The sequence below is a fragment of the Acinetobacter sp. genome (genome assembly GCF_041911495.1).
GTDB lineage: Bacteria > Pseudomonadota > Gammaproteobacteria > Pseudomonadales > Moraxellaceae > Acinetobacter.
The window spans coordinates 1-22,268 of sequence record NZ_JAYROT010000015.1 but is presented as its reverse complement, the minus strand read 5'-3'; the positions used below and the strand labels follow the sequence as shown (position 1 = coordinate 22,268).

25 protein-coding genes and 1 tRNA gene are annotated in these 22,268 nt (G+C 41.3%); 10 read left to right on the top strand and 16 right to left on the bottom strand.

The window, feature by feature from the left end; all coding sequences use genetic code 11:
* The 3 genes from ACE3PQ_RS01905 to ACE3PQ_RS01895 form a co-directional block, all read right to left on the bottom strand.
* A partial coding sequence (locus tag ACE3PQ_RS01905) for a DUF932 domain-containing protein (protein WP_374294718.1) occupies positions 1-528 on the bottom strand: 528 nt, incomplete at its 3' end.
* Positions 529-545: 17 nt separating this feature from the next.
* Complete coding sequence (locus ACE3PQ_RS01900) at positions 546-830, bottom strand: hypothetical protein (protein WP_374294716.1); 285 nt, start codon at positions 828-830, stop codon at positions 546-548.
* A 92-nt stretch (positions 831-922) separates the two neighbouring features.
* Positions 923-1,654 (bottom strand): inovirus-type Gp2 protein, encoded by a 732-nt coding sequence (locus ACE3PQ_RS01895; protein ID WP_374294714.1) that lies wholly within the window; start codon positions 1,652-1,654, stop codon positions 923-925.
* Positions 1,655-2,238: 584 nt separating this feature from the next.
* On the opposite strand from ACE3PQ_RS01895, the gene ACE3PQ_RS01890 reads away from it, so the two are divergent.
* Positions 2,239-3,120, top strand: a complete 882-nt coding sequence (locus ACE3PQ_RS01890) for a hypothetical protein (protein ID WP_374294712.1) — start codon at positions 2,239-2,241, stop codon at positions 3,118-3,120.
* On the opposite strand, the gene ACE3PQ_RS01885 is transcribed toward ACE3PQ_RS01890, so the two are convergent.
* From ACE3PQ_RS01885 to ACE3PQ_RS01855, 7 genes are all read right to left on the bottom strand, one after another.
* A complete protein-coding gene (locus ACE3PQ_RS01885) occupies positions 3,117-4,253 on the bottom strand; it encodes a tyrosine-type recombinase/integrase (RefSeq protein ID WP_374294710.1) in 1,137 nt (378 codons plus the stop codon). The genes ACE3PQ_RS01890 and ACE3PQ_RS01885 overlap by 4 nt on opposite strands.
* Positions 4,254-4,485: 232 nt before the next feature.
* Positions 4,486-5,718: an integrase arm-type DNA-binding domain-containing protein gene (locus tag ACE3PQ_RS01880; protein ID WP_242789990.1), complete on the bottom strand. Its 1,233-nt coding sequence runs from the start codon at positions 5,716-5,718 to the stop codon at positions 4,486-4,488.
* Positions 5,719-5,880: 162 nt separating this feature from the next.
* Positions 5,881-5,956 (bottom strand) — tRNA-Arg (locus tag ACE3PQ_RS01875).
* Between the two features lie 96 nt (positions 5,957-6,052).
* Positions 6,053-7,300 (bottom strand): dihydroorotase, encoded by a 1,248-nt coding sequence (locus ACE3PQ_RS01870; RefSeq protein WP_374294720.1) that lies wholly within the window; start codon positions 7,298-7,300, stop codon positions 6,053-6,055.
* A gap of 103 nt (positions 7,301-7,403) precedes the next feature.
* Positions 7,404-8,420, bottom strand: coding sequence for an aspartate carbamoyltransferase catalytic subunit (locus tag ACE3PQ_RS01865; RefSeq protein WP_374294708.1), 1,017 nt, complete (start codon positions 8,418-8,420; stop codon positions 7,404-7,406).
* Positions 8,421-8,597: 177 nt separating this feature from the next.
* On the bottom strand, positions 8,598-9,992 hold the full coding sequence (gene fumC, locus ACE3PQ_RS01860; protein WP_374294705.1) for a class II fumarate hydratase: 1,395 nt from the start codon (positions 9,990-9,992) through the stop codon (positions 8,598-8,600).
* A 180-nt stretch (positions 9,993-10,172) separates the two neighbouring features.
* Positions 10,173-11,183 (bottom strand): SDR family NAD(P)-dependent oxidoreductase, encoded by a 1,011-nt coding sequence (locus ACE3PQ_RS01855; protein WP_374294703.1) that lies wholly within the window; start codon positions 11,181-11,183, stop codon positions 10,173-10,175.
* Positions 11,184-11,291: 108 nt separating this feature from the next.
* Between ACE3PQ_RS01855 and tusD the strand changes: the two genes are divergently transcribed.
* The 7 genes from tusD to accC all read left to right on the top strand — a co-directional run bounded on the left by tusD (position 11,292) and on the right by accC (position 15,225).
* Positions 11,292-11,660 (top strand): sulfurtransferase complex subunit TusD, encoded by a 369-nt coding sequence (gene tusD / locus ACE3PQ_RS01850; protein ID WP_374294701.1) that lies wholly within the window; start codon positions 11,292-11,294, stop codon positions 11,658-11,660.
* 38 nt (positions 11,661-11,698) lie between these two features.
* Positions 11,699-12,052 carry a hypothetical protein gene (locus tag ACE3PQ_RS01845; protein ID WP_374294699.1) on the top strand — a complete coding sequence of 118 codons (354 nt, stop codon included), beginning with the start codon at positions 11,699-11,701 and terminating at the stop codon, positions 12,050-12,052.
* Between the two features lie 14 nt (positions 12,053-12,066).
* Positions 12,067-12,360, top strand: coding sequence for a DsrH/TusB family sulfur metabolism protein (locus tag ACE3PQ_RS01840; RefSeq protein WP_374294697.1), 294 nt, complete (start codon positions 12,067-12,069; stop codon positions 12,358-12,360).
* 18 nt (positions 12,361-12,378) lie between these two features.
* Positions 12,379-12,687, top strand: coding sequence for a TusE/DsrC/DsvC family sulfur relay protein (locus ACE3PQ_RS01835; protein ID WP_374294695.1), 309 nt, complete (start codon positions 12,379-12,381; stop codon positions 12,685-12,687).
* A gap of 271 nt (positions 12,688-12,958) precedes the next feature.
* Complete coding sequence (gene aroQ, locus ACE3PQ_RS01830) at positions 12,959-13,414, top strand: type II 3-dehydroquinate dehydratase (RefSeq protein ID WP_374294693.1); 456 nt, start codon at positions 12,959-12,961, stop codon at positions 13,412-13,414.
* Positions 13,415-13,436: 22 nt separating this feature from the next.
* Entirely contained in the window at positions 13,437-13,847 is a 411-nt protein-coding gene (locus tag ACE3PQ_RS01825; RefSeq protein WP_374294691.1) for an acetyl-CoA carboxylase biotin carboxyl carrier protein subunit, read from the top strand.
* A gap of 16 nt (positions 13,848-13,863) precedes the next feature.
* Entirely contained in the window at positions 13,864-15,225 is a 1,362-nt protein-coding gene (gene accC, locus ACE3PQ_RS01820) for an acetyl-CoA carboxylase biotin carboxylase subunit (protein ID WP_374294689.1), read from the top strand.
* Between the two features lie 54 nt (positions 15,226-15,279).
* Here the strand turns inward: accC and ACE3PQ_RS01815 are convergent, their stop codons facing one another.
* Positions 15,280-15,807 carry a hypothetical protein gene (locus ACE3PQ_RS01815; protein ID WP_374294687.1) on the bottom strand — a complete coding sequence of 176 codons (528 nt, stop codon included), beginning with the start codon at positions 15,805-15,807 and terminating at the stop codon, positions 15,280-15,282.
* Positions 15,808-16,105: 298 nt separating this feature from the next.
* On the opposite strand from ACE3PQ_RS01815, the gene ACE3PQ_RS01810 reads away from it, so the two are divergent.
* A complete protein-coding gene (locus tag ACE3PQ_RS01810) occupies positions 16,106-17,602 on the top strand; it encodes an amidase (RefSeq protein ID WP_374294685.1) in 1,497 nt (498 codons plus the stop codon).
* Between the two features lie 61 nt (positions 17,603-17,663).
* On the opposite strand, the gene ACE3PQ_RS01805 is transcribed toward ACE3PQ_RS01810, so the two are convergent.
* From ACE3PQ_RS01805 to ACE3PQ_RS01785, 5 genes are all read right to left on the bottom strand, one after another.
* Positions 17,664-18,506, bottom strand: a complete 843-nt coding sequence (locus ACE3PQ_RS01805) for a class I SAM-dependent methyltransferase (RefSeq protein ID WP_374294683.1) — start codon at positions 18,504-18,506, stop codon at positions 17,664-17,666.
* 5 nt (positions 18,507-18,511) lie between these two features.
* Complete coding sequence (locus ACE3PQ_RS01800; protein ID WP_374294682.1) at positions 18,512-19,336, bottom strand: undecaprenyl-diphosphate phosphatase; 825 nt, start codon at positions 19,334-19,336, stop codon at positions 18,512-18,514.
* A 63-nt stretch (positions 19,337-19,399) separates the two neighbouring features.
* On the bottom strand, positions 19,400-20,074 hold the full coding sequence (gene tsaB / locus ACE3PQ_RS01795; protein ID WP_374294680.1) for a tRNA (adenosine(37)-N6)-threonylcarbamoyltransferase complex dimerization subunit type 1 TsaB: 675 nt from the start codon (positions 20,072-20,074) through the stop codon (positions 19,400-19,402).
* Positions 20,075-20,381: 307 nt separating this feature from the next.
* Complete coding sequence (locus tag ACE3PQ_RS01790) at positions 20,382-20,918, bottom strand: gamma carbonic anhydrase family protein (RefSeq protein WP_374294678.1); 537 nt, start codon at positions 20,916-20,918, stop codon at positions 20,382-20,384.
* A 73-nt stretch (positions 20,919-20,991) separates the two neighbouring features.
* The gene (locus tag ACE3PQ_RS01785) at positions 20,992-21,630 is read right to left on the bottom strand and encodes a CoA pyrophosphatase (protein WP_374294676.1); all 639 of its coding nucleotides are present in this window, start codon (positions 21,628-21,630) and stop codon (positions 20,992-20,994) included.
* Between the two features lie 135 nt (positions 21,631-21,765).
* On the opposite strand from ACE3PQ_RS01785, the gene ACE3PQ_RS01780 reads away from it, so the two are divergent.
* Positions 21,766-22,268 (top strand): NUDIX hydrolase (locus tag ACE3PQ_RS01780; RefSeq protein ID WP_374294674.1); only part of this gene is annotated, 503 nt, incomplete at its 3' end.

Sequence of the window (22,268 nt, the reverse complement as noted above, 5' to 3'; positions counted from 1 at the left end):
TGCACCACTTAATGCAATCGCTAAAGTGTTATTACACACCACACGGATTGAAGTAAATTGTGCCGTGGTGGCTAAGGTACCATCGCATGCCGTCGCCAACAGCACATAGCCATTACTGACATCATTGCCACGCAAGGCTTTACTTTGCCCTGTACGAGCCAAAGCCCACAGCTTTTTACCACCTTTGATGACACCAGCGGTTTCCAATTCAAAGCCTGATTGTTCAGTTAAGTCCCGATAGAACTCAAGAATTTGCTTGGGTTGCACTTCTTGGTATCGTTGACTCACCACTGACAAAGGTGCGTGAGTATCGGATCGGTATAAGACACGCTGATCGTTATACGGCATGATGATGCTTTGCCCTCGATCATTTGTCGGCATATAGCTGACATTTGAAGATTCTATTTTCCAATCCATGCCCGCCTGTTCAGCCCATATTTCAATGGGTTGATTTGGACTTAACGCATTGCCTAAGCCGTGCCAAGGCGTTGCGCCAACATACGCCATTTGCTCAAGAAGATGTGTCATGTGATTGCTCCTATAGCTCAAAGACGAAATTGCTTGTTGCAGTTTTGGCAATGCAGATATGCCATACCGATTGATTTAGGCTCAGGACTCATCGCTTCACCAAACAAACCACCAAGTACCGCACCAGCGACACCACCAATCAATGGACTGACTGGAATGGGTAAGTACTTGGTAACAGATGCACCAATCGTTGCAAAAGATGCCGATGCTGCAAATGCGGTTTGGGAGTTGGATTGCTGACCATGTTCTACGACTTTCACGATGTCATAAGAATGGCAGTAAGGACAATTTGTAGTATTCATAATTTACCTCTAGATGTGATTGATCTTTTCCAAGAACATAAACGTAAAAAGAGAAGATGATTCTCATCTAGATGTTGTATATCTGAGATTATTTACAATTGAGACATGCCAAAGGTTCGCATTTTAGGACTGGTCTTGACTCGTAGATGCTGACCTTTATCGGGCTGAGTAAGATAACCTAGCGTAGCTTTCATGTTATCCGCATGTGGCTTAAAGTTACAATAGATCATACCGATACCTGTCTTACCTCTACGCTCAAACTCAGCTAAATATGCCCTATCATGGCAATTAAAATATATGCCATTACCTTGAGTGACTTTTTTCCAAATTTCGCCTAAATCACTAGCAATTTTGTAAGCACCATACCTACTCGACCCATCAAACAATATAGCAATATGATAATGAAAGCCCTTCGACTCTCCCTGCTCTAAAGCCCAAACAAATAATAATTTTTCTCTGCCATATTGAGTATATGTTAGATTCTTCTTAAATCGTTCAAAATCTGACACCACTTGTTCTAAGGGTACTTTGTGTCTATAGCCAAAATCAACACGAACAACCAAGATAGAAGAATAGTTTTGTATTAAATAATCCAACCTCTTGTTTAAATTTCTTGAATTGTAACACTCGTTGTATCTCTGTTTAGTTAACTCACGCCTTCTAAAATCACTAAATGATGAAAAATACTCGAACCACTCTTTTATCGATTTTCTTTTTAACTCATATTTCAAACTTTCTTTATCAGTAAAATATATATCATAGTCAACAATTATATTCTTAAATGAATCTACAAATGGTGAGTAACAAACACCCCAATCCATCATGTTATTAAATCTAAAAAGTAGATGAACCAACTCATCATAAAATTGCTTTCTAGAATATTTATGCTTAATCAGTTTTTCTACAAAACTTTCTATGTCTACTAAAACTTCGTTCTCGGTAAAACTTCGTTCTCGGTAAAACTTCGATTAGCTAGGTACGACATTTTCATCTCCAAGTATAAGGTTCAAATGGATACTTGGATTGTGTAAATATTTAATAGGTGATTACTAAGTGGAAAGACCAGCATTGGGGTGCTGGTCTATGAAACTAAGATTAATGGATTGGAATAGAATTATTACACCTATTCTGACAGTCATTGTAGTCAAACAAACGACTGAGTGGCACGCTACAATTTACTGGAAATATTCAAAATCACTAAAAGCTGATAACAAGAAGTTATCTGATACTTAACTACTTATTAAAAATACATAAAAGAAAGAGAAAGAACATGCTAAACAAACAATACTACACTATAAAAACCCTATAAAAACCCTATTCAGATTTGATTAAAGTTCTATTTATATCCTATCAAAGTCATACTATAGATGTTACCATTAGGGAAACAAATCAAACATGTATGTAGCCTATGAACACTAACAATGATTCCCAAGTCGGTACACTAAGCGACCCTGAAAAAATAGCTAAATCTATTGCTAATCTCAGTGATGAAATGATTTTTGAGTTTTATTATTCCGATAATTCAGCTAAAGACATTTCCAAATTTAACTCTATTGATGATCTAAGAAACGAATTAATAAAGGGCACAAAAAATAATGAAAATATAAATTCATCAATAAATACAAACCTTATCAACTCACTTAAAAGTAAAACAATAAGTGCTTATGAAAAACATAAAAACAATCACAGAATTTTAATATTTATAATTAATTATATTTTTAATGCTAATCCACACTTTTTAAGTGGCTATATTTCGTATTCAGTATATTTACCCTCAGGCGCAAATCCTTATTTACTTTTACTTAAAATATTTAACGATATATATTCCAAGGACAATAACCCCAATGAAATAAACTTAATTATCAATAGATACATGCACATTTCAAACCACTACAAACTAAAAAAATACCTAGATGATAAAGCTTTCACTGAATGGCTTAAACAATATTTTTTTAAAAACTCAATTGATGAAAGAAGGTTTAGTCATTATTCTAATGATCAACATACTGAAGATTATGTTTTATCTGTATTAGACGATAAGTTAATGAAGAATGAAAGCGATTACATTATTTTAATTAATCGGATAAAAAATTCTTGGCAACAAAAAAACTATTTAGAAAAAGAGAAAGCAAAGAAAAAATATCATTTACCATTAACTAAAAAAACTAAGAGTGAGCTTACACAGTTGTCAGAAATCAGAAACTGTTCAGAAGCCAAAGTTCTAGAGGATTTAATTAAAAATGCATATAAGTTAGAGTATTGCGATGAAAACGGCAAGCCGAAGTATTAGCCTAGCCAATACTTCACCTTCTGCGTATACCACTCCATCATCTTGACACGTTCATCCCAGTACTGTGCTCGGTTATAAGCCGAACGAATTCTATTCTGAGGTACATGGGCAAGTTGGCGTTCAATAGCATCAGGATTAAATAAATTGGACTCGTTGACGACTGTACTGAATAGCGATCTAAAACCATGTGTGGTCATTCGACCTGCATAACCCGAACGTTTAATCACAGCCAAAATAGATTCACTACGCATCGGTTCTTTATTATTTAAACGATGTGGAAAAAGCAGTTCCTGATTATGAGTAAGTCTCAATGCCTGAAGCTCAGCAATCATCCTGTCCGTCAACGGTACACGATGCGGAAGTCTGTTCTTCATTCGTTCTTCAGGGATATCCCACTTACGTCCTTCCAGATCAAATTCTTCCCAGCGTGCTTGCAGCAACTCACTAACCCGAACGCCTGTCAGCATAATCAGAATAATCGCATGATGTGTCTGAGCATCACTTGGGTACGCTCTTACCTTTCTTAAAAATTCAGGCATTTCAGAGGCCGAAAGCGAAGCTAAGTTTTTGACCCGTTTATTCTTGAGGGCATAAACTAAATCACCTGCCGGGTTGTCATAGCGGTATCCATGGGCAATAGCGTATTTCATGACCATGCCGCAACGAGATAAGGTACGTTTTGCAATTTCAAGCGAGCCTCTTGCCTCAATTTTCTTAATGATCTGCAGAATCTCAGGTGCCTGAATCTGATTAATACGCTTATTAGCAAGAGCAATATAAAGCTCATCCAAGGAAGCTCGAACATTACTAATATGTTTGGATGACCAGGTTTCTTTTTGATTATTGAACCAATCCTCTGCGACTTCCTTAAAATAAGGCTGCTCCTGCTCGACCTCAGTTGTATTTCTGAGTTTATATCTCAGATCAAGCGCGATCTCCCTTGCACGCTTTAAACTTAGCTCAGGATAGATACCTAATGCTTTGGACTTCCTTTGTCCATTTTCCGTGTATCTGATAGACCAATATTTTTTGCCATTCGGATCGACTCGTAAAGACAGACCATTAATATCAGAAAGGCGGTACTGTTTTTCCTGCGGTAATGCTTTTTTACACAGCACATCAGTAAGCGACATATCTTTGTCCCACATAATTAAACTTATTTAGTGGGTCAAATTGTCCCAATTTTGACCCTAATAAAGCAAAAATAGGGTCAAACAGCTTAGAACAAGGTCGGACAATACAGCCAATAAAAAATCCTTTAAACATTGAGTTTAAAGGCTTTTTTAGATTCCGACGAATTACTTCGGAAAGAAATTTGGTGGAGATGGCGGAAACTGAATTCGCTTGTACTCCAAAACTCACTGATCAGTCTTTAGATTTACAGACCAATTGATCTAAATAATCAGACCATGCTTGCATCATGCCTTTGCGCTCTTCCAAATACTTTGTACGGTTGTATGCCCTTCCATGCATATCCCTAACCTGATGAGCAAGCTGCTGCTCTATACGCTCAATAGGAAATTTTAAAACTTCATCCAATAAGGTTCTGGCAGTTGCTCGGAATCCGTGCCCAGTCGTCTCTCCATTTTCAAAGCCATATTGTTTCAAACGCTTATTAATTGTCGATTCACTGATAGTTTTAGTTTTATCGCGCATAGATACAAAACAATATTCTGCATGTCCGGTAATGTAATATAGCTCTTGAAACATCTTTAACACTTGATCAGACAAAGGAACTATATGTTGTAAAGCGGTCTGATTCTTTGTTTTGGATGGTGTATAACTCCATGTTTTATTTTCAAAATCGATATCAGCCCATTTTGCTGCTCGCAATTCTCCAGGACGCACAAATACATGAGGTAAGATTTTCACAGCGTAATCAATGACGATATCACCACGCCCTACATTTTTATTTATATTGTTGAGTAGCTGCCCTAACTGCTGTTCGTCAGTGATAGCAGCTCTATGCTTAGTTTTGCCTACTTTCAAAACACCACTAATTTGATCAGCGACATTAAATTGACACAAACTTAAAGAGATTGCATAACGAAAGACTTGAGATGCTTTACTTCTCATTCGCTTTGCAGAATCTGTTTTGCCTTGACGCTCGTAAATACGACATACTTCCAAAACTTGTGTAGGCGTTATTTCAGTAATAACTTGATCACCAAGAGCAGCATATAATTTATCCCAAACAAATTGATTTCTTCGCTGAGTACTCGGCTCTAACTCTTCAGTTTTACGGTATTCATCTGCAATCACCTTGAAAGTATTTTTTTTATATTGGGTTGTTTCATTTTCACGCTTTTTCTGAATGGTAGGATCAATATTCTGAGCAAGCTGCTCTCTGAACTCACTTCTTTTTGCACGTGCTGATGCCAATGTACAGCTTGGATATACACCAATAGCTATAGTGGCTCTTTTCTTTGTAATTGGGCGAATATAATCAAAACGCCAGTATGCCCCGCCTTTTTTATCTAATAACAGATAAAGGCCACCACCATCTGAAAGCTTAATATTTTTTTCAAATGATTTCTTTTGCATTGATATTGCAGATTTAATTTTTGAGTCTGTAAGACTAATAACGAGTTTAGGCATTTTTACGGTATATTTTTTCAAGAAACAGAATGTACCGTAAAAAATACCGTAAAAACTTGCGGTATCCTAAAACGCCTTCGGACATTATCGGACAATAGGCAGATATAAGTTATTAATTTTTAATAATATTAGGATTAATTCGGATGTGATCAGACAAGAAAATGGTGCGCTCAGCGGGACTCGAACCCACGCCACAGGCTTCGGAGACCTGTACTCTATCCTGTTGAGCTATGAGCGCATTTAAGGCAACACATCATAGGCAATTCTCAGATGCAGGTAAAGCATCGTCTGCGTAAGCGCAGTATAATTGCCTAGATTTCAAACAGTTTGTCGTTTAAAGCGTATCCGCCATATAACAATCAACCACTCTCCCTTTGAGCTGTGCATTGATCAATGGTGTATTTTTCCCTTGTGAATACATCGACGATGCTTCCATTATCCACGATTGATTTGGATTGACCAAAACCCAACCTGATTGCTTTCGCCATGTTTGATTGAGATTAAAAACTTGAGCCGCATTGGTGGTTACGCTTTTCACCCATTGCAGTGGTGTCAACAAACCTTCATCAACCAACTGCACACCTAAAGACACAAAACTATCAAATGCACTAAATCCCGATTCAGTTTCGGCAAATGGTGCCATTTTCGCTGAACTGCTGAGTGGCTCATGATGGGTACAAATCGCATCAATCACACCCGAACGCACACCTTCACGGAGCGCTTGACGATCTTGTTCAGAGCGCAGAGGTGGACGTACATGCGCCAGCGAATTAAAACCGTCAATGATTGCATCAGTTAAATGCAGTTGATGCATTGCCACATCCGCCGTCACAAGTAAGCCTTTTGCTTTAGCATTGGCAATCAGTTGTACCGACTCACCGCACGACAATAGACCAAAATGCGCTTCGACACCTGTCGCTTCGATCATGTGCAGATATTTAGAAATCGCAACCGTTTCAGCGATCGGTGGAATCATCGGCAAACCTTGTCGAGATGCGACAAACCCTTCATGTACACAGCCATCTTTAGCAATTTCAGGTTCTTCGGCATAGAACACCACTTTTAAGCCCAAACCTGCGGCATATTCCATGGTACGAATCACCACATCATCATTGGCAAACGCCGCATTGGCATTGGATACCGCAATACAACCGCCTTTGCGCAGTCCTGCCATATTGGCAGGTTGCTGACCATTTAAGCCTTGAGTTTGTGCGCCAATAATGTGGAGATAGATGCCACCATCTTTCAGTGCTTTTTCTCGCAATCCTGCGAGCAATGCACCATTATCTTGAACGATCGGTTTGCTATCAGGCGGGGTCACAATATGCAAAATGCCATTTTTACGTGCGGCTAATCCTTCTGATTTGAGCGTACCATGTTGCTGTTGACCCGGCTCACGTAATCGTGCACACAGATCTAGCATGGTTGGCATTAGCCAATGCCCTTTGCCGTCGATCTGCGTGATTTGACTTTGATCAATTGCTTGTCCATTAACTAACCGCCCTTGATCAAGGTACACCGTTTGTATTTGATCAGTATCGGTCAATGGATTTAAGACACGAACATTTTCAATTTTTATGATTTGGCTTGCTTGGTTTTGGCTTACTTTGTTTTGATTTATTTCGACTTCGCTCACAATAGCCTCACTTTACTTTTGCAGAATAGTTTCAAATTTCATTTCAGATTTACAGACTTAAAGTGTCGATAAAGCCTTGATGTTGCAATTGTCCTTGCATACTTAAAGCAAGTACCGCCATACGCACCGCAATACCATTGGTGACCTGTTTTAAAATCACCGACTGCGCACCATCTGCAATACTCGAAGCGATTTCCACGCCACGGTTCATCGGCCCTGGATGCATCACGATGGCATTTGGTTTTGCCAAAGCCAGACGTTCTTCATTTAAGCCATACAACTTATAGAACTCTTGTTGAGAGGATAATGCAGGCGAATCAATCCGTTCATTTTGGATACGTAGCGCAATGATCACATCGCAGTCTTTCACGCCTGCATCCATGTCGGTAAATAGACGCACATCTTGCGAATAATCATCAAATGCCACAGGCAATAATGTGCGAGGACCAATCACTCGAATATCTTTGCAACCTAAAGTTTGGAGCGCTGCAATATTAGAGCGTGCTACTCGAGAATGTTTAATATCCCCGATAATCGCCACGCTTAACTCAGCAAATGGCTTGTTTGATTCACGGCGAATGGTCAGCATATCAAGCATGGCTTGGGTTGGATGGGCATGCCGTCCATCACCTGCATTGATGATCGCTACATTCGGGCAGACTGTTTCGGCAATAAAATGTGCCGCACCCGATGCCGAATGACGCACCACAAAAATATCTGCTGCCATCGCCTCAAGATTCCACAAAGTATCTCGCAAAGTTTCACCTTTACTGGTACTTGAGCGTGCAATATCAATATTCAGAACATTTGCAGAAAGACGCTTTGCTGCGGCTTCAAAAGTCATCCGTGTTCGTGTTGAATTTTCAAAAAATAGATTCATCACTGTACGCCCTTCTAATAACGGCGTGGTGATCAGATTATTATTTTCATCAAAAAAACTTTGCGCAGTATCGAGGATTTTGGTGAGATTGCTTTTACTCAGCCCTTCGATGGTGAGAAAATGTTTGAGATTTCCATCTTGATTGAGCTGAATCTGACTTGGTTGATGTAGAGCAGCAATGTGCATTATAGGCATCCTCAATCGGTACATTCTCAAATGCGCTTATTCTAACGGAAAATCTTTATGTTGCGCATTTTTTTAATTTGAAGTGATTTTGTAGAAAGCAAGGAAATTTAATGATAATAAAAAAGCATTGAGTAGCGCTCAACCCAATGCTTATTTTCATTTCAATTCAACATAGCATTACAGATTTGGATAAACCATCTGCGCAGGTTGCACCACTTCATCAAACTGCGCTGCCGTCACCAAGCCAAGCTCGACCGCAACTTGCTTGAGTGATTTATTTTCCTTATACGCCGTTTTTGCCACTTTTGCGGCGTTTTCATAACCAATCACAGGATTCAACGCCGTGACTAACATCAATGAGTTATGTAAGAAATGATCAATTTTTTCATGATTCGGCTCTATACCTACGGCACAATGATCATTAAAACTATTCGCTGCATCGCCAAGTAGTTGAATGGATTGCAACAAGTTATAGGCAATCACAGGCATAAATACATTCAGCTCAAAGTTTCCTGAAGCCCCTGCAATATTAATTGTCGTATCATTACCCATCACTTGTGCCACAACCATGGTCATCGCTTCACTTTGGGTTGGATTGACCTTGCCCGGCATGATGCTTGAACCGGGTTCATTTTCAGGAATGCGCAATTCCCCCAAACCGCAACGAGGCCCACTAGCAAGCCAACGCACATCATTGGCGATTTTATTGAGACTGGCTGCGATGGTTTTTAATGCACCCGAGGCAAAGACTGCCGCATCACGCCCTGCTAAGGCTTCGAATTTATTCGGTGCAGTGACAAAAGGAAGTTGAGTCAGTTCTGCGAGTTTTTGTGCTGATTTTTCTGCATATTTAGGATGGGCATTTAAACCCGTTCCGACTGCCGTTCCACCAAGTGGTAATTCATACAAGCCATGCAAAGCATAATCCAAACGTGCTAAACCATGCTCAAGCTGACTGACATAACCACTAAATTCTTGACCTAAAGTCAGTGGCGTTGCATCTTGCAAATGGGTACGCCCAATTTTCACGATACTTTCAAATTCAGCAGATTTTGCCGCTAGAGTATTTTTTAGATTGGTCAGTGCAGGAATCAGCAATTCATTGATCTGAATCGCAGCCGCCACATGGATCGCAGTCGGAAATGAATCGTTAGTTGATTGGGCACGATTGACATGATCATTGGGGTGTACGGGCTTTTGTGCGCCGAGCGGCTGACCGAGTTTTTGATTGGCAACATTGGCAATGACTTCGTTGCAGTTCATGTTACTTTGCGTGCCTGAACCTGTTTGCCACACCACCAAAGGAAACTGACTGTCCCATTGCCCGACAATGACTTCATCGGCTGCCCCAACGATGGCATCGCAGATATCTTGAGGAATTTGCGATAAAGAGGCATTGGTCAATGCAGCAGACTTTTTCACCAAGCCCATGGCACGAATCATCGCACGTGGCAGACGCTCTTGACCAATTTTAAAATTTAGCAGGCTACGCTGTGTTTGTGCGCCCCACATTGCATCGCTTGGTACAGCGACTTCGCCCATGGTGTCATGTTCAATACGTGTTGTAGACATACTTTCCTCTCTGTTGCTCGAACGATATTTCGATCGTGAAAAACTTTAATTGAAGTGAATGGTATGGCTGGCAACATGTGCACATGTTTGGCTGACGACGGAGAATATGATGGCAGTATTTTAAAAGTTTTGCACTTTAAATTTCCGTAGCATACGAGGTCACATCCGAAACCACATCAATTAAACACCATTTAAGCTTGCCTGATAATATGTCCATTGATCCTGAACCATTTTCTCAAGATTATGTTCTGCTTGCCAAGAAATCGTGGCATTGAGCTTATCCATATTCCCTTTCAACTGTGCAAACTCATGCACTTGATCCACTGCTTCTTGAATCTGAATGACACCACTGGTCACATCTTCCACCTTTTTAATCAAGGTGTTCAAGCTATGTAATTCAGAATGACACAAGTTAAAGTTTTCCAAGAAATTTTTCTGATCATTTGACCACAGCATCAGTTTGTACAGCGCATCAAGCATATCCATCACATGCAAATAACTACGCTCTGCCGTACCATCTTCGGTATCTAAAGATTGATTAAAAATTTCAAAGACATCTCGCTGATTTGCAATCACTTGGAGTAAGTGTTGAATCACTGATTTTGGAATGTGTTGTGTCCATTCGCCGAGCTGTCCGTCGCTATATGCGCCAACAATGTTGCCAAGTCTTAGGTTGAGAATTTGCCAATAATCATCAACCTTGAACGTATCTTGTAAAATGTGTTCGATATTCTGCTGTGCACGAATATACGGTGTACCGTGTTGATATTGGAAGTCATCTTGCTCTTTCCAATCTGTACCTGTTGCGCCGTAAACAGTCAGCGAAGATAAATTCACCAAGCGACGCACACCACTGCGTTGCATAGCACGTAGCACGCTCATCATACAGCTCAAATTATTATTATAATATTCTAGTGGCTTATGCGCAGATTCAGACAAGCTTTTAAACCCTGCACAATGAATCACATAATCAATCGGATATTGCTCAAAGACTTTTTGCAAAGCAGGTGTATTACGTACATCTAGGCGCATAAAAGGAATATAGAGTTTTGTGATATACTCCAGTCGCTCCAAACTCTCCATCGAGGCATGTGATAAATTATCCACCAGTACCACTTCGTGTCCCTTGGACATCAGGTACAATGCGATATGGCTACCTAAGTATCCCAATCCACCTGTGACTAATATCATGTGATTTCCTCGATTTAGTTTTGTGCAAAATTAAGCTTAATTCATTTGATTTATATCGTGATTACACGTTAAGACATCAGATGTATACCATGACTGAGCACCGCCACGATGCATACTTTAATTTTAATCACCGCAGCGCCAACGACAAGATTAGCCTATCATGCTTTTCAACTGGCTTGTGCAATGAAAAGTAAGCACCAATCCTTTGAAGTATTTTTTTATCAAGATGCTGTGAAGATTGCAAATGCACAGTTGTGGCATGCCGAAGATGAACTCAACCTCACCCAAGCATGGCAAACGCTTGACATTCCGCTCAATGTCTGTGTCAGTGCAGCACTCAGTCGTGGGGTAAGTGATGCAGAAAATGCCAAACGCCATCACTTAATGCATCACAACCTTGCTGAAAAATATCTTTTAACTGGGCTAGGTACATTGGCAGAAGCGATCAAAAATGCTGATCATTTACTGCAATTTTAAATATTCATTTTAAAGATAAACCATTAATGAATCATTCTATGCGCACAGTCTTGATTATCCTCTCAAAAAACGATCAATCCACAATCAATGTCAATGAAAGCCTGACCGCACTCATGTTATTTGCCAGTTTTGACATCAATATCCATGTGCTATTTCGTGATGCAGGATTAAGTCTTTTGGCAAGTCAGACCACTGCGAATCCACAGCTTAAACATTACATCAAATCTGCCAGTAAAATGGTAGAAAGTTTTGAATTTTATGACATTGAACACTTATACATTTTAAGCAAAGATCGCCAACATCCATTATTGAAAGATTGCAAATATGCGCTTCAAGAAGTCACACTTGACCAAGAATTCATTGCGCAATTCGACCACATCATTCATTGGTAAGCGAGATTGACCAAATGAAAGAAAAAAAATTTAATCAACTTTTTATTTTACAAGCGAGTTACCACCGACTTGAGCAAGCACTTTTTGAGCTTGCCAATATCGCAACTGATCAAGATGCTGTACTGTTATTAGAAGATGCTGTGCTTGCACAGTCACTTGATGCCATTTCCCACGTCAAAGCGATTTTTATCTTGAGTGCAGACGCAGATGCACAAAGACATCACAACACGGCTCAATTACAGTTCATCGACTATGCGGATTGGGCGGAGCTGTTGCAACACAGTCAAAAAGTACATACTTGGCAATAGGAAATTTGGAAACTACTTATGCTCGAACTCGATCACGACGGACATTTACTAAACTTCCAAGATTGGACACCTGAGGTTGCTCAGCAGTTGGCTGACACACTAGAGCTAACTTTGGACGCTGCACATTTTGAGATTCTCTATGCACTTCGTCGCTTCTATGATGAGTACGGATATGCACCTGCAACTCGTCCTTTGATTAAATATTTAAGCACAAAGGTCAATCCCGAGATTAGCAATCAGTTACTCATGCAACGCTTTAATACAGGTCTTGTTGCTCGTCATCTCACAAGACTTGCAGGCTTACCAAAACCGCCAAACTGCTTGTAAGATGTAGTTTTTAGACATTCTCACCATTAAAATTTAAAATCATAAAAAGCATTCTATAACTTGAGAACGACTGGCAAAAGATGATCATTTTGCACAAAAATAATTTACCTGTTCACCACAATATTTCGTTTTGTTTTTGAAATTTTTGATAGTTTTAAACATTGTAAAAAGATACAATAAGACGTATCTTGCTTCGATAAATCGGCAAATTTGGCTAAACTTGTCGAGATCTTGAACATTTATAATTCTTGCAAACTTTGGAATGCCGATCATGCAAACCCGCATTTTGCTTATTCATGGACCTAATCTCAACCTACTCGGACAGCGTGAGCCTGAAGTTTATGGCTCGATGACTCTCGACGACATCAATGTCCAACTTACAAAAAAAGCAGAATCAGCCAATATAACGCTTGAGCATTTCCAAAGCAATTGGGAAGGCGCCATCATTGATCGCATTCACCAAGCCAGTGCTAAAAATTCTCAATTTATTATTATCAATCCAGCCGCCTTAACACACACTTCGGTTGGTGTGCGTGATGCCCTCCTTGGTGTCGCCATCCCCTTTATCGAAGTCCATCTCTCCAATGTGCATGCACGTGAAAGCTTCCGCCATCACTCATTCCTCTCTGACAAAGCAGTTGGCGTAATTTGTGGTCTTGGCGCACGTGGTTATGACTATGCGTTAGATTTTGCTACGCAACATTTAGCTACACAACAACAGAAATAGACGACTCAAGGAATTCATTTGTATGGATATTCGCAAGATTAAAAAACTCATCGACCTCATGATTGAGTCTGACTTACAAGCCTTAGAAGTCAAAGAGGGAGATCAAGCCATTTCTCTGACGCGTCGTAATCCCGTTGTTGCTGGAACAGCACCTGTTGTAGCTGCACCTGAAGCGCCTGTGGTGAAATCTTCACGTGGTGCGATCGAAACTGCACCAATGGTCGGCGTGTTCTATGCCGCGGCAAATCCAGGTGAAGCGCCATTTGTCAAAATTGGGCAAACCATTTCGGCAGGTGAAACGCTTGGGATTATTGAAGCCATGAAAATCATGAACCCGATTGAAGCTACACAAAGCGGTGTTATCGAAGAGATTTTGGTCAAAAACGGCGATATTATTCAATTCGGTCAGCCTCTGTTTCGCTTTCGCCCTTAAGCAGTGAGGTCTAATCATGTTGCAAAAAGTACTCATTGCGAATCGTGGTGAAATTGCGCTTCGTATCACAAGAGCCTGCAAAGCCTTAGGCATTAAAACGGTCGGTGTCTATTCAGATGCGGACAAAGATTTGATGCATCTTCGTTTCGTCGACGAAGCGGTTTGTATTGGTCCTGGGACAAGTAGTGAAAGTTATCTGAATATTCCTGCAATTATTACTGCTGCCGAAGTGACTGGTGCAGATGCCATCCATCCGGGTTATGGCTTTTTATCTGAAAATGCTGAATTTGCAGAGATTGTTGAAAGCTCTGGTTTTACCTTTATCGGACCACGCCCCGAACACATTCGCCTGATGGGCAATAAAGTCTCTGCCATCGTCGCCATGAAAAAAGCGGGTGTGCCAACTGTACCGGGTTCTGCGCATGCTGTCACGCCACAAAATGCCCTCGCCGAAGCCAAAGAAATTGGTTTTCCATTGATCGTCAAAGCCGCAGCAGGCGGTGGTGGTCGTGGTATGCGTATTGTCGAACGTGTCGATACCCTACTTGAATCTGTACAAGCTGCACAGCGTGATGCAGAAATGTGGTTTGGTGATGATACCGTATACATGGAGCGTTTCTTACAGAAGCCACGCCATGTTGAAGTGCAAGTGCTCGCTGATGGTAATGGTCATGCCATCCATCTCTATGATCGAGATTGTTCACTACAACGTCGCCATCAAAAAGTCTTAGAAGAAGCACCCGCTCCAAACTTACCTGAGCAAGCTCGTGCAGATATTTTACAAGCCTGTGTCAATGCCTGTGAACTGATTCAGTATCGTGGCGCAGGGACGTTTGAGTTTCTCTATGAAGATGGAGAATTCTTCTTTATTGAAATGAATACACGTGTTCAAGTTGAACATCCTGTGACGGAAATGATCACTGGTATCGACATTATTGAGCAACAAATTCGTATCGCTTCTGGGCTCGGTTTAAACCTTCAGCAAGAAGATATTGAAGTGCGTGGACATGCGATGGAATGTCGTATCAATGCCGAAGACCCACAAACTTTTTTACCATCGGCAGGAAAAGTTGAGCATTACTTTACGCCGGGTGGTGCAGGAATTCGGGTGGATTCACACCTCTATGCAGGCTATAGCATTCCGCCTTTCTATGATTCAATGATCGCCAAATTGATTGCTCATGGCAAAGATCGTGAAACCGCATTGGCAAGGCTTAGTCAAGCCTTAGATGAAATGGTCATCACTGGTGTGAAGACCAATATTCCGTTGCATAAGAATATTATTCTACGTGATCCTCAGTTCCGTGAAACAGCAATGGATATTCATTACTTGGAAAAGCATCTGCTTAAACCATTTATGCCCCAAGAAAAAAAGTAAGCCGATCGCTTACTTTTCTACCTAAATATCGTCAAAAATAATCAACTAAAGAAATTATGGTAGTTGCTTATTGAGAGTCGCAAAACAGTTTTCTCCACGTTGTGTACCGCAGAACTGGATTTGATTTTGATTGACCCATTTTACAAAAAACTTTGACAGCTCATTGCTCTGATCTTGCTTCACACCTGAACAATCCATTTCATTATTATCGTAACTGATCTTAAAGATTAACATCGGTAGAGATTCGCTTCGGTTACTCGGCGCTTCGTATTGGTACTGTGCAATCGACCATTCATCAGCACTTTTTATCACCATACTATTTTCACCGCTGAAATTATAATATTCAACGCAACTTTGATTCTGAGGAATTTCCATCCCCCACAAGCCCATAATTTCAGGACGGGTTTGAATATTGATTTTTGAGCTATTGGCAGCAGCGACGAGCTCTTGCGCCTCTTCATTGGTGATTTGTTCATTATTTTGAGCCTGCGCAACTTCCGTGTCCGCAGTTTGTGCAACAGCCAAAGTCGTCCAGAAACCAAGCGACATCATCGCCACTGTGGTGCATACAATTTTTTTCATCACTTTTCATTCAAATCCAAATGTACTGGATTCAAACTTAGCATAATTTTCAAAAAATGTGTTTCACATTAACGATATATAACAATAGAAATAATCAATTTCAGCACATGCAATCTCGCCATCTCCGCAGACATTTTACAGATTTTTATGTGTTCAAAACATGCAGTGTGCACTTAATCCATTGCGCATATTTAACACCCCAGCATAGATTGCTAAACATGCCTATTTGATTTAGCATCAATACAATACTTCGCCTTAACAACAATACTTGCTTGGATGCAACACAGGATAAAAATGCATGAAATTTGAAGAATATATACAATATGATGCGCTTGGTCTTGCTGAACTGGTTCAGTCAAAGCAAATACAAGCCAGTGAAATTCTAGAAATCGCCATCAATCGTGCCGAAAAAGTAAACCCTAAGATTAATGCGATTATCACGCCGATGTATGATCGAGCCCGAAATAAGGCAAACTCAATGCCTTCTGGGATATTTTCAGGTGTACCCTTTCTTGCCAAAGACTTATTCCAAGAGTATGCAGGTGTCCCTGCTAGCTGTGGTAGCAATGCTTATATTCGTCAGCAATACACACCAAAAGAAAATTCAGAAATCGTCAACCGCTGGGAAAATGCAGGTGTACTCAGCTTTGGGCTAACCAATACGCCTGAGCTTGGTATCAAAGGAGTCACCGAACCTGTCGCTTGGGGTGCATGCAAAAATCCGTGGCATCTCAAACATAATAGTGGTGGTTCATCAGGCGGTTCTGCGTCAGCAGTTGCAGCAGGCATTACTCCGATCGCAGGTGCAAACGATGGTGGTGGTTCGATTCGTATTCCTGCGTCGTATTGTGGATTATTCGGACTTAAGCCAAGTCGCGGACGAACGCCATGGGGACCGAATCGCAGTGAACTGATGCACGGTGCAGCGACACAGCATGTCCTGACCAAATCAGTGCGTGATAGTGCAGCGATGCTTGATGTGATTCATGGTTTTGAAACTAGTTCGCTATTTCGACTACCTGATCCCGAGCAAAGCTATTTAGAACTGATTCAACGCCCTGCTCAACCCTTAAAAATTGCGTATTCAACCGTTTCACCTGTGGGCACTAAAGTGTCTAAAGATGCGATAAACGCCATCAAACAAACGGTAAAATTATTAGAATCTCTCGGACATCATGTGATCGAGGATCAACCAAACATCAACGGTACACAGCTCGCCAAAGACTTTGTCACCACATGGTTTAGTCAATGTGCGCACAATCTTTACCAAACTCGACTCGACTTAGGCAAAGGTGTTCGTGACAGTGATTTCGAACTTGATACAAGAGTCATTGCAGCTTTCGGTGCTAATACTTCGGCAGTGGACTATATTCACAACCTGCAAAATTGGGGAAAATACGTCACTGCAATGAATCACTTCTTCAATCGCTACGACCTCTATCTTGTTCCAAGCACAGCAACCGTCGCTCCTAAAAATGGCGAAGTAGCGACACCAAGTTGGCAAAAACCAATTCTCAAAACTTTGCTGACTTTAGGAAAAGCCGATTGGCTTGCACAAGGCGCATTAATGGAACAGCTCATTAAAGATAATCTCAAATGGGTACCATTTACGCAACTTGCCAATATCACAGGCTTACCTGCCATGTCCGTACCGTTGTATTGGAATAAGCATAATCTACCTTTAGGCTCACAGTTTATTGCACCATTTGCTCGGGAAGATCGCTTATTACAATTGGCATATCAGCTTGAACAAGCTCAGCCGTGGATGCCGAATTATCAAAATATTGTGGTTTAAATCATGCCGATATTTTGCATTATGAGTTTTGATTTTTAATGCTGACGTTTAATTTTGGCTTTTAGTTTTGGAAATACGCATCAAAACGAATTGCATCACCCTGCCATTGATGGTCGGGTATTTGCTCATCTAAAAAAGTCGCATGTTTTGGGCGTTTCACAATCACACGTTTGACTTTGGCTTTAGCAAGATCAAGCAAAGCATCGCCCAAATCCATTTCCCCATCTTCTGGTAAAAGCAAGTGTAACAGTTGCATTTGCTTTTTCACTTGGGCTTGTTTTTTCTCTGATTTTTGATTGTGATCTCGTGCAGGAAACATCGGATCAAGATAAATCACATCGGCTTGATCTTGTGCTATTTCAGTTAAATAATGCGCTGAATCCTGATGAATAACGATGATTCGTTGTGCAATATTGGCTAAATAATCGTGCATTTCCGCCTGCTTTTTTGCAGATTCCAATAAGGCGAAAAGAATCGGATGACGCTCAAGCAAAATCACTTCTGCACCAAGAGAAGCCATCAACAAACTGTCATGCCCAAGCCCTGCGGTCGCATCAATAATTTTTATTGCTGGATGAAGTTGAGGCTTAATCTGACATGCCCGAGCAATCAATTCATTCTTCGGATTGGCACGTTTCAATCTTGGCACTTCATCTTGCCAGGCAGGTTGCATTTTCATGCCATTTGCAGTCAGCCAAAGCCCACCTGCATCTACCATGAGTGACAAATTAGGATTGAATTTTAAAAACTTATTATTGATTTTTTCAGCTTCGATCAACTGACTTTGCACCGTCAAATCTGCAAGCCGAGTTTGCCAATATTGTGCATTCTCAGCATGTTCAGTCGTGTAATAAATCGACCACAATGCTGAATCTGACTTCGGCAATTGATCGTTCACTGACATGTTGCTTACCAAAGCTTCCAACCTGTCAACGCAAACAATAAAATGATCAAACCTGACGCAATCCGATACCACGCAAAGATCATAAAATCACGCTTCGCCACATACGCAACCAAAACACGAATCAAAATGAGCGCCGAAATAAACGACACAATCACACCGACTGCGATCACCATCCAATCGGTCGTACCTTGCAACACATGACGACTCTGCCAGCCATCAAGCAATCCCGCACCGACAATGACTGGAATACCGAGGAAGAATGAAAACTCGGTCGCTGCCTTACGAGATAGACCGAGCATCATACCACCAATAATGGTTGCGCCTGAACGTGACATCCCAGGAATCAACGACAAGACTTGAATTAAACCAATGTAAATCGCTTGTTTATAGCTGATATTTTCCACTTCGGGCGCATTAATCGCACGTGGATTCTTCTCCACCCACCAAATGATTAAACCGCCAACAATTAGACCAATCGCCACAGTAATGTCATTAAACAGCACATCTTTAACCCATTGCCCAAAAGTTAAGCCCATTAAGATGATCGGAATGGATGCCAAAATTAACCCAAGACCAAGACGACGCCCTTGTTCTTCACCTGTGATAATCCCTGTCGCAGCGCCCCACAGCCTTGTCCAATATTCATAGATCACCGCCGCAATCGCACCCATCTGAATCACCACCACAAACATGGCACTTTTTTCAGGTGTCCAAAAGTCCATCAACTCCGAGGCAAGAATCAAATGCCCTGTACTGGAGATCGGCAAAAATTCGGTAATACCTTCGACGATACCCATGATGATGGCTTTGATAAACAGTAGTAAATCCATGTGTAATGCCTAAACTAAAACAATAATCTAAATGTGGTTTAAAGGATAAATATGAAATGGAACTTAAGACTTGCCCTGCTCGGCAATTTTTTTCCACGCATTATCCCGCAGATAAACAGGCAATGCTTGATCCGCAGATACGCTACGCCCTGCCAACCATTCTGCTTTGGCAATTTCAGCGATATCTATGGCATTGGCATAATACAGATTTTCAGCACATGTATGACCCACTAGACTTGCGCCAGTACCCACCACATACGTATCAAAAGGCGGATTCAGTTGCATCATGGCTTGATCGTAGCCCAGTAATTGTTCATCACCGTGTAACTGCATAATGCCTTGATCATCGACAGCAAACTGCCCGAAATAGACTTCATTCATACGGGCATCAATCACCGCAGTGACTTCTGAAAATTTTGACTCTTGATAGGCATGTTGCGCCAAAGCTTGCAGTGTTGATACAGGAATCACAGGTAAATTATTCGCCCATGCAAGCGCCTGCGTGACTGCAGCATTAATCCGCACCCCACTAAATGAACCCGGTCCACGACTAAAAGCGATCGCAGAAATATCTTGCCATGTACTTTTCGATTCGGCTAAGCCTCGCTCGATCATCGGCAAAATCTGCTGGGTCTGCATCCGTGCTTCATGATGACGCTCAAAAAACAAGGTTTGCGTTGCATCGACAATCGCAACCGAGCATTGTTCATTAGCTGTTTCGAGGGCAAGAATCTTCATAGGATTATCAGGTCAATTCCAAGCAAATAAAAAACAGGAAATTTTTCAAAAAATTTGCCTGCTATGATACGCCAGTTGGATATTTTAAAAAGTATTTTTATCAGACCGACTGTACAAAAGTCGGAACAATCCCAAACACCTGAGAAATATCAACTGATCTTAGAGAGCTTTCTAAAAGCAAACGAGTAGCGTAAATTTCAAGACGCACCTCGCACAGCAACCGCAGTGTACATAGAGTACATGAGGATTGCGAGCAAGGAGCAACGCAGAAATTTGCCTACGTAGTTGGTTTTGGATGCTCTCGACATCAGTCCAATGAAAATGGCGTCAACTCATCCCGAAACTTTTTAAAATGATGCGCATAATGCATGGCGCTCATCGTGATCATTTGCGCCACTTGCTCGGAGGCTTGTTTCACCACTTGCCCCGGTGAACCCATCACGATCGAATTATCGGGAATTACTTTCCCTTCTGGAATCAAAGCATTGGCACCGATGATGCAGTTTTTACCGATCACTGCACGATTCAGAATCACCGAGTTAATCCCGATCAACGTATTATCACCAATGGTGCAGCCGTGTAGCATCGCCTGATGTCCGACAGTCACATGCTTACCGACATTCAGCTCAATGCCTGCATCGGTATGTAGCACTGCATTTTCTTGGATGTTGCTCATATCGCCGATACGAATCATCGAATTGTCACCACGAATCACAGCACCAAACCAAATGCTGACTTCACTGCCCAGTTCGACCTGTCCAATGACTGTGGCATTATCCGCCACCCAACCATTCCACGGTTGGACGGTTGTGGTTGGATGCAAATCTCCGAGTTGGTATATCATGGCTAGAATCCTTTTTAAAAAATAATGTGAAGGGTTTGGCTAAGACTAAATACATGTCACGAATATGAATGGATTAATGGTCAAAATCAAAACTGCTGTCAAAATCCGAATCAATATCCGGTGCTTGTACGAGAAAAGGCCAGTCTTTATGACATTTTAATCCACGACGAAGCAATGTCACCATAATCCGAGCTGTCATTCCCCAAATGATTTCATTATCAAAACGAAAACTCGGCATATACAAATCATGCTCTGCAAATCTAACCAAATAGGCATGTGGCGGACTTTGGATAAACTCTTGCAAAGGCACATAAAAGATGCGATCAATCTCCGCAGGCTCGGCGACCAGATTCACTTCAGGAGGAATCACGCCAACAATCGGTTTTACTCGAAGTCCCGAGCGTGCCTGTTGCATCGGTAACTCACCAAGTAGTTGTACATCAAACGGATTCAGCGCAGTTTCTTCTTGCGCTTCACGCAGTGCCACCACGATATTACTGGTATCTGCCCGCTCACGCCTACCACCGGGGAATGATACTTCACCCGCATGGTGACGCATCTGTGCTGCACGGCGAGTCAATAAAATCCGAGGTATTGGTTCTTGCGTGATTGCAATCAATACCGCCGCATCCGCCGATTGGGTGCGAGGTTGAAATGATAAATTTTGCTGTAATTGTTCGATCAATTGATCTTGTTCAAACAATTTTTGCATGCGTGTTCCCTATTCCTATTCAGCTTTACTTCAACTGCTTATCTAAGCAGATATAGCACAGTTGTAGGTGCGTTGGGAATTTTTTTGCGTTATGCTCACTAGGAATCTTGGACTCTTGAAATATACGAATAATTTATGAGCTTTTGTAGCAACTGCGGACAGCCGACTGAATATAAAATCCCGCTAGGCGACCATCAAACCCGTCAGGTCTGCCCTGCTTGCAAGACAGTACATTATGTCAATCCGAAACTCATTTGTGGCGCACTTGCCCTTTGGGAAGACAAAGTATTGCTCTGTCGTCGTGCTATCGAGCCACGCTATGGGCTATGGACATTGCCTGCGGGTTATATGGAATTGCTCGAAACGATGGAACAAGGTGCAGCTCGGGAAACACGTGAGGAAGCCGAAGCCGAGATCGAGGTTGAACAACTATACTGCATGTACAATATTCCACGCATCGGGCAAATCTATGTGCTTTTTAAAGCAAAATTAATTGAAGGAAAATTTGGCACAGGCGAAGAAAGTATCGAATGCCGCTTATTTGAAGAACATGAGATTCCGTGGAATGATCTGGCTTTTCCAAGTGTGAAGCGGACTTTAGAACATTATTTTGAAGATCGTAAAACTTTAAAAAATAC

Excerpts from the sequence above, each read along its gene's own strand:
- ACE3PQ_RS01900 (WP_374294716.1), bottom strand. The coding sequence starts at position 830 with ATGAATACTACAAATTGTCCTTACTGCCATTCTTATGACATCGTGAAA.
- ACE3PQ_RS01895 (WP_374294714.1), bottom strand. The coding sequence starts at position 1,654 with ATGATGGATTGGGGTGTTTGTTACTCACCATTTGTAGATTCATTTAAG.
- ACE3PQ_RS01890 (WP_374294712.1), top strand. The coding sequence starts at position 2,239 with ATGAACACTAACAATGATTCCCAAGTCGGTACACTAAGCGACCCTGAA.
- ACE3PQ_RS01885 (WP_374294710.1), bottom strand. The coding sequence starts at position 4,253 with ATGTCGCTTACTGATGTGCTGTGTAAAAAAGCATTACCGCAGGAAAAA.
- ACE3PQ_RS01880 (WP_242789990.1), bottom strand. The coding sequence starts at position 5,718 with ATGCCTAAACTCGTTATTAGTCTTACAGACTCAAAAATTAAATCTGCA.
- ACE3PQ_RS01865 (WP_374294708.1), bottom strand. The coding sequence starts at position 8,420 with ATGCACATTGCTGCTCTACATCAACCAAGTCAGATTCAGCTCAATCAA.
- fumC (WP_374294705.1), bottom strand. The coding sequence starts at position 9,992 with ATGTCTACAACACGTATTGAACATGACACCATGGGCGAAGTCGCTGTA.
- ACE3PQ_RS01855 (WP_374294703.1), bottom strand. The coding sequence starts at position 11,183 with ATGATATTAGTCACAGGTGGATTGGGATACTTAGGTAGCCATATCGCA.
- tusD (WP_374294701.1), top strand. The coding sequence starts at position 11,292 with ATGCATACTTTAATTTTAATCACCGCAGCGCCAACGACAAGATTAGCC.
- ACE3PQ_RS01845 (WP_374294699.1), top strand. The coding sequence starts at position 11,699 with ATGCGCACAGTCTTGATTATCCTCTCAAAAAACGATCAATCCACAATC.
- ACE3PQ_RS01840 (WP_374294697.1), top strand. The coding sequence starts at position 12,067 with ATGAAAGAAAAAAAATTTAATCAACTTTTTATTTTACAAGCGAGTTAC.
- ACE3PQ_RS01835 (WP_374294695.1), top strand. The coding sequence starts at position 12,379 with ATGCTCGAACTCGATCACGACGGACATTTACTAAACTTCCAAGATTGG.
- aroQ (WP_374294693.1), top strand. The coding sequence starts at position 12,959 with ATGCAAACCCGCATTTTGCTTATTCATGGACCTAATCTCAACCTACTC.
- ACE3PQ_RS01825 (WP_374294691.1), top strand. The coding sequence starts at position 13,437 with ATGGATATTCGCAAGATTAAAAAACTCATCGACCTCATGATTGAGTCT.
- accC (WP_374294689.1), top strand. The coding sequence starts at position 13,864 with ATGTTGCAAAAAGTACTCATTGCGAATCGTGGTGAAATTGCGCTTCGT.
- ACE3PQ_RS01815 (WP_374294687.1), bottom strand. The coding sequence starts at position 15,807 with ATGAAAAAAATTGTATGCACCACAGTGGCGATGATGTCGCTTGGTTTC.
- ACE3PQ_RS01810 (WP_374294685.1), top strand. The coding sequence starts at position 16,106 with ATGAAATTTGAAGAATATATACAATATGATGCGCTTGGTCTTGCTGAA.
- ACE3PQ_RS01805 (WP_374294683.1), bottom strand. The coding sequence starts at position 18,506 with ATGTCAGTGAACGATCAATTGCCGAAGTCAGATTCAGCATTGTGGTCG.
- ACE3PQ_RS01800 (WP_374294682.1), bottom strand. The coding sequence starts at position 19,336 with ATGGATTTACTACTGTTTATCAAAGCCATCATCATGGGTATCGTCGAA.
- tsaB (WP_374294680.1), bottom strand. The coding sequence starts at position 20,074 with ATGAAGATTCTTGCCCTCGAAACAGCTAATGAACAATGCTCGGTTGCG.
- ACE3PQ_RS01790 (WP_374294678.1), bottom strand. The coding sequence starts at position 20,918 with ATGATATACCAACTCGGAGATTTGCATCCAACCACAACCGTCCAACCG.
- ACE3PQ_RS01785 (WP_374294676.1), bottom strand. The coding sequence starts at position 21,630 with ATGCAAAAATTGTTTGAACAAGATCAATTGATCGAACAATTACAGCAA.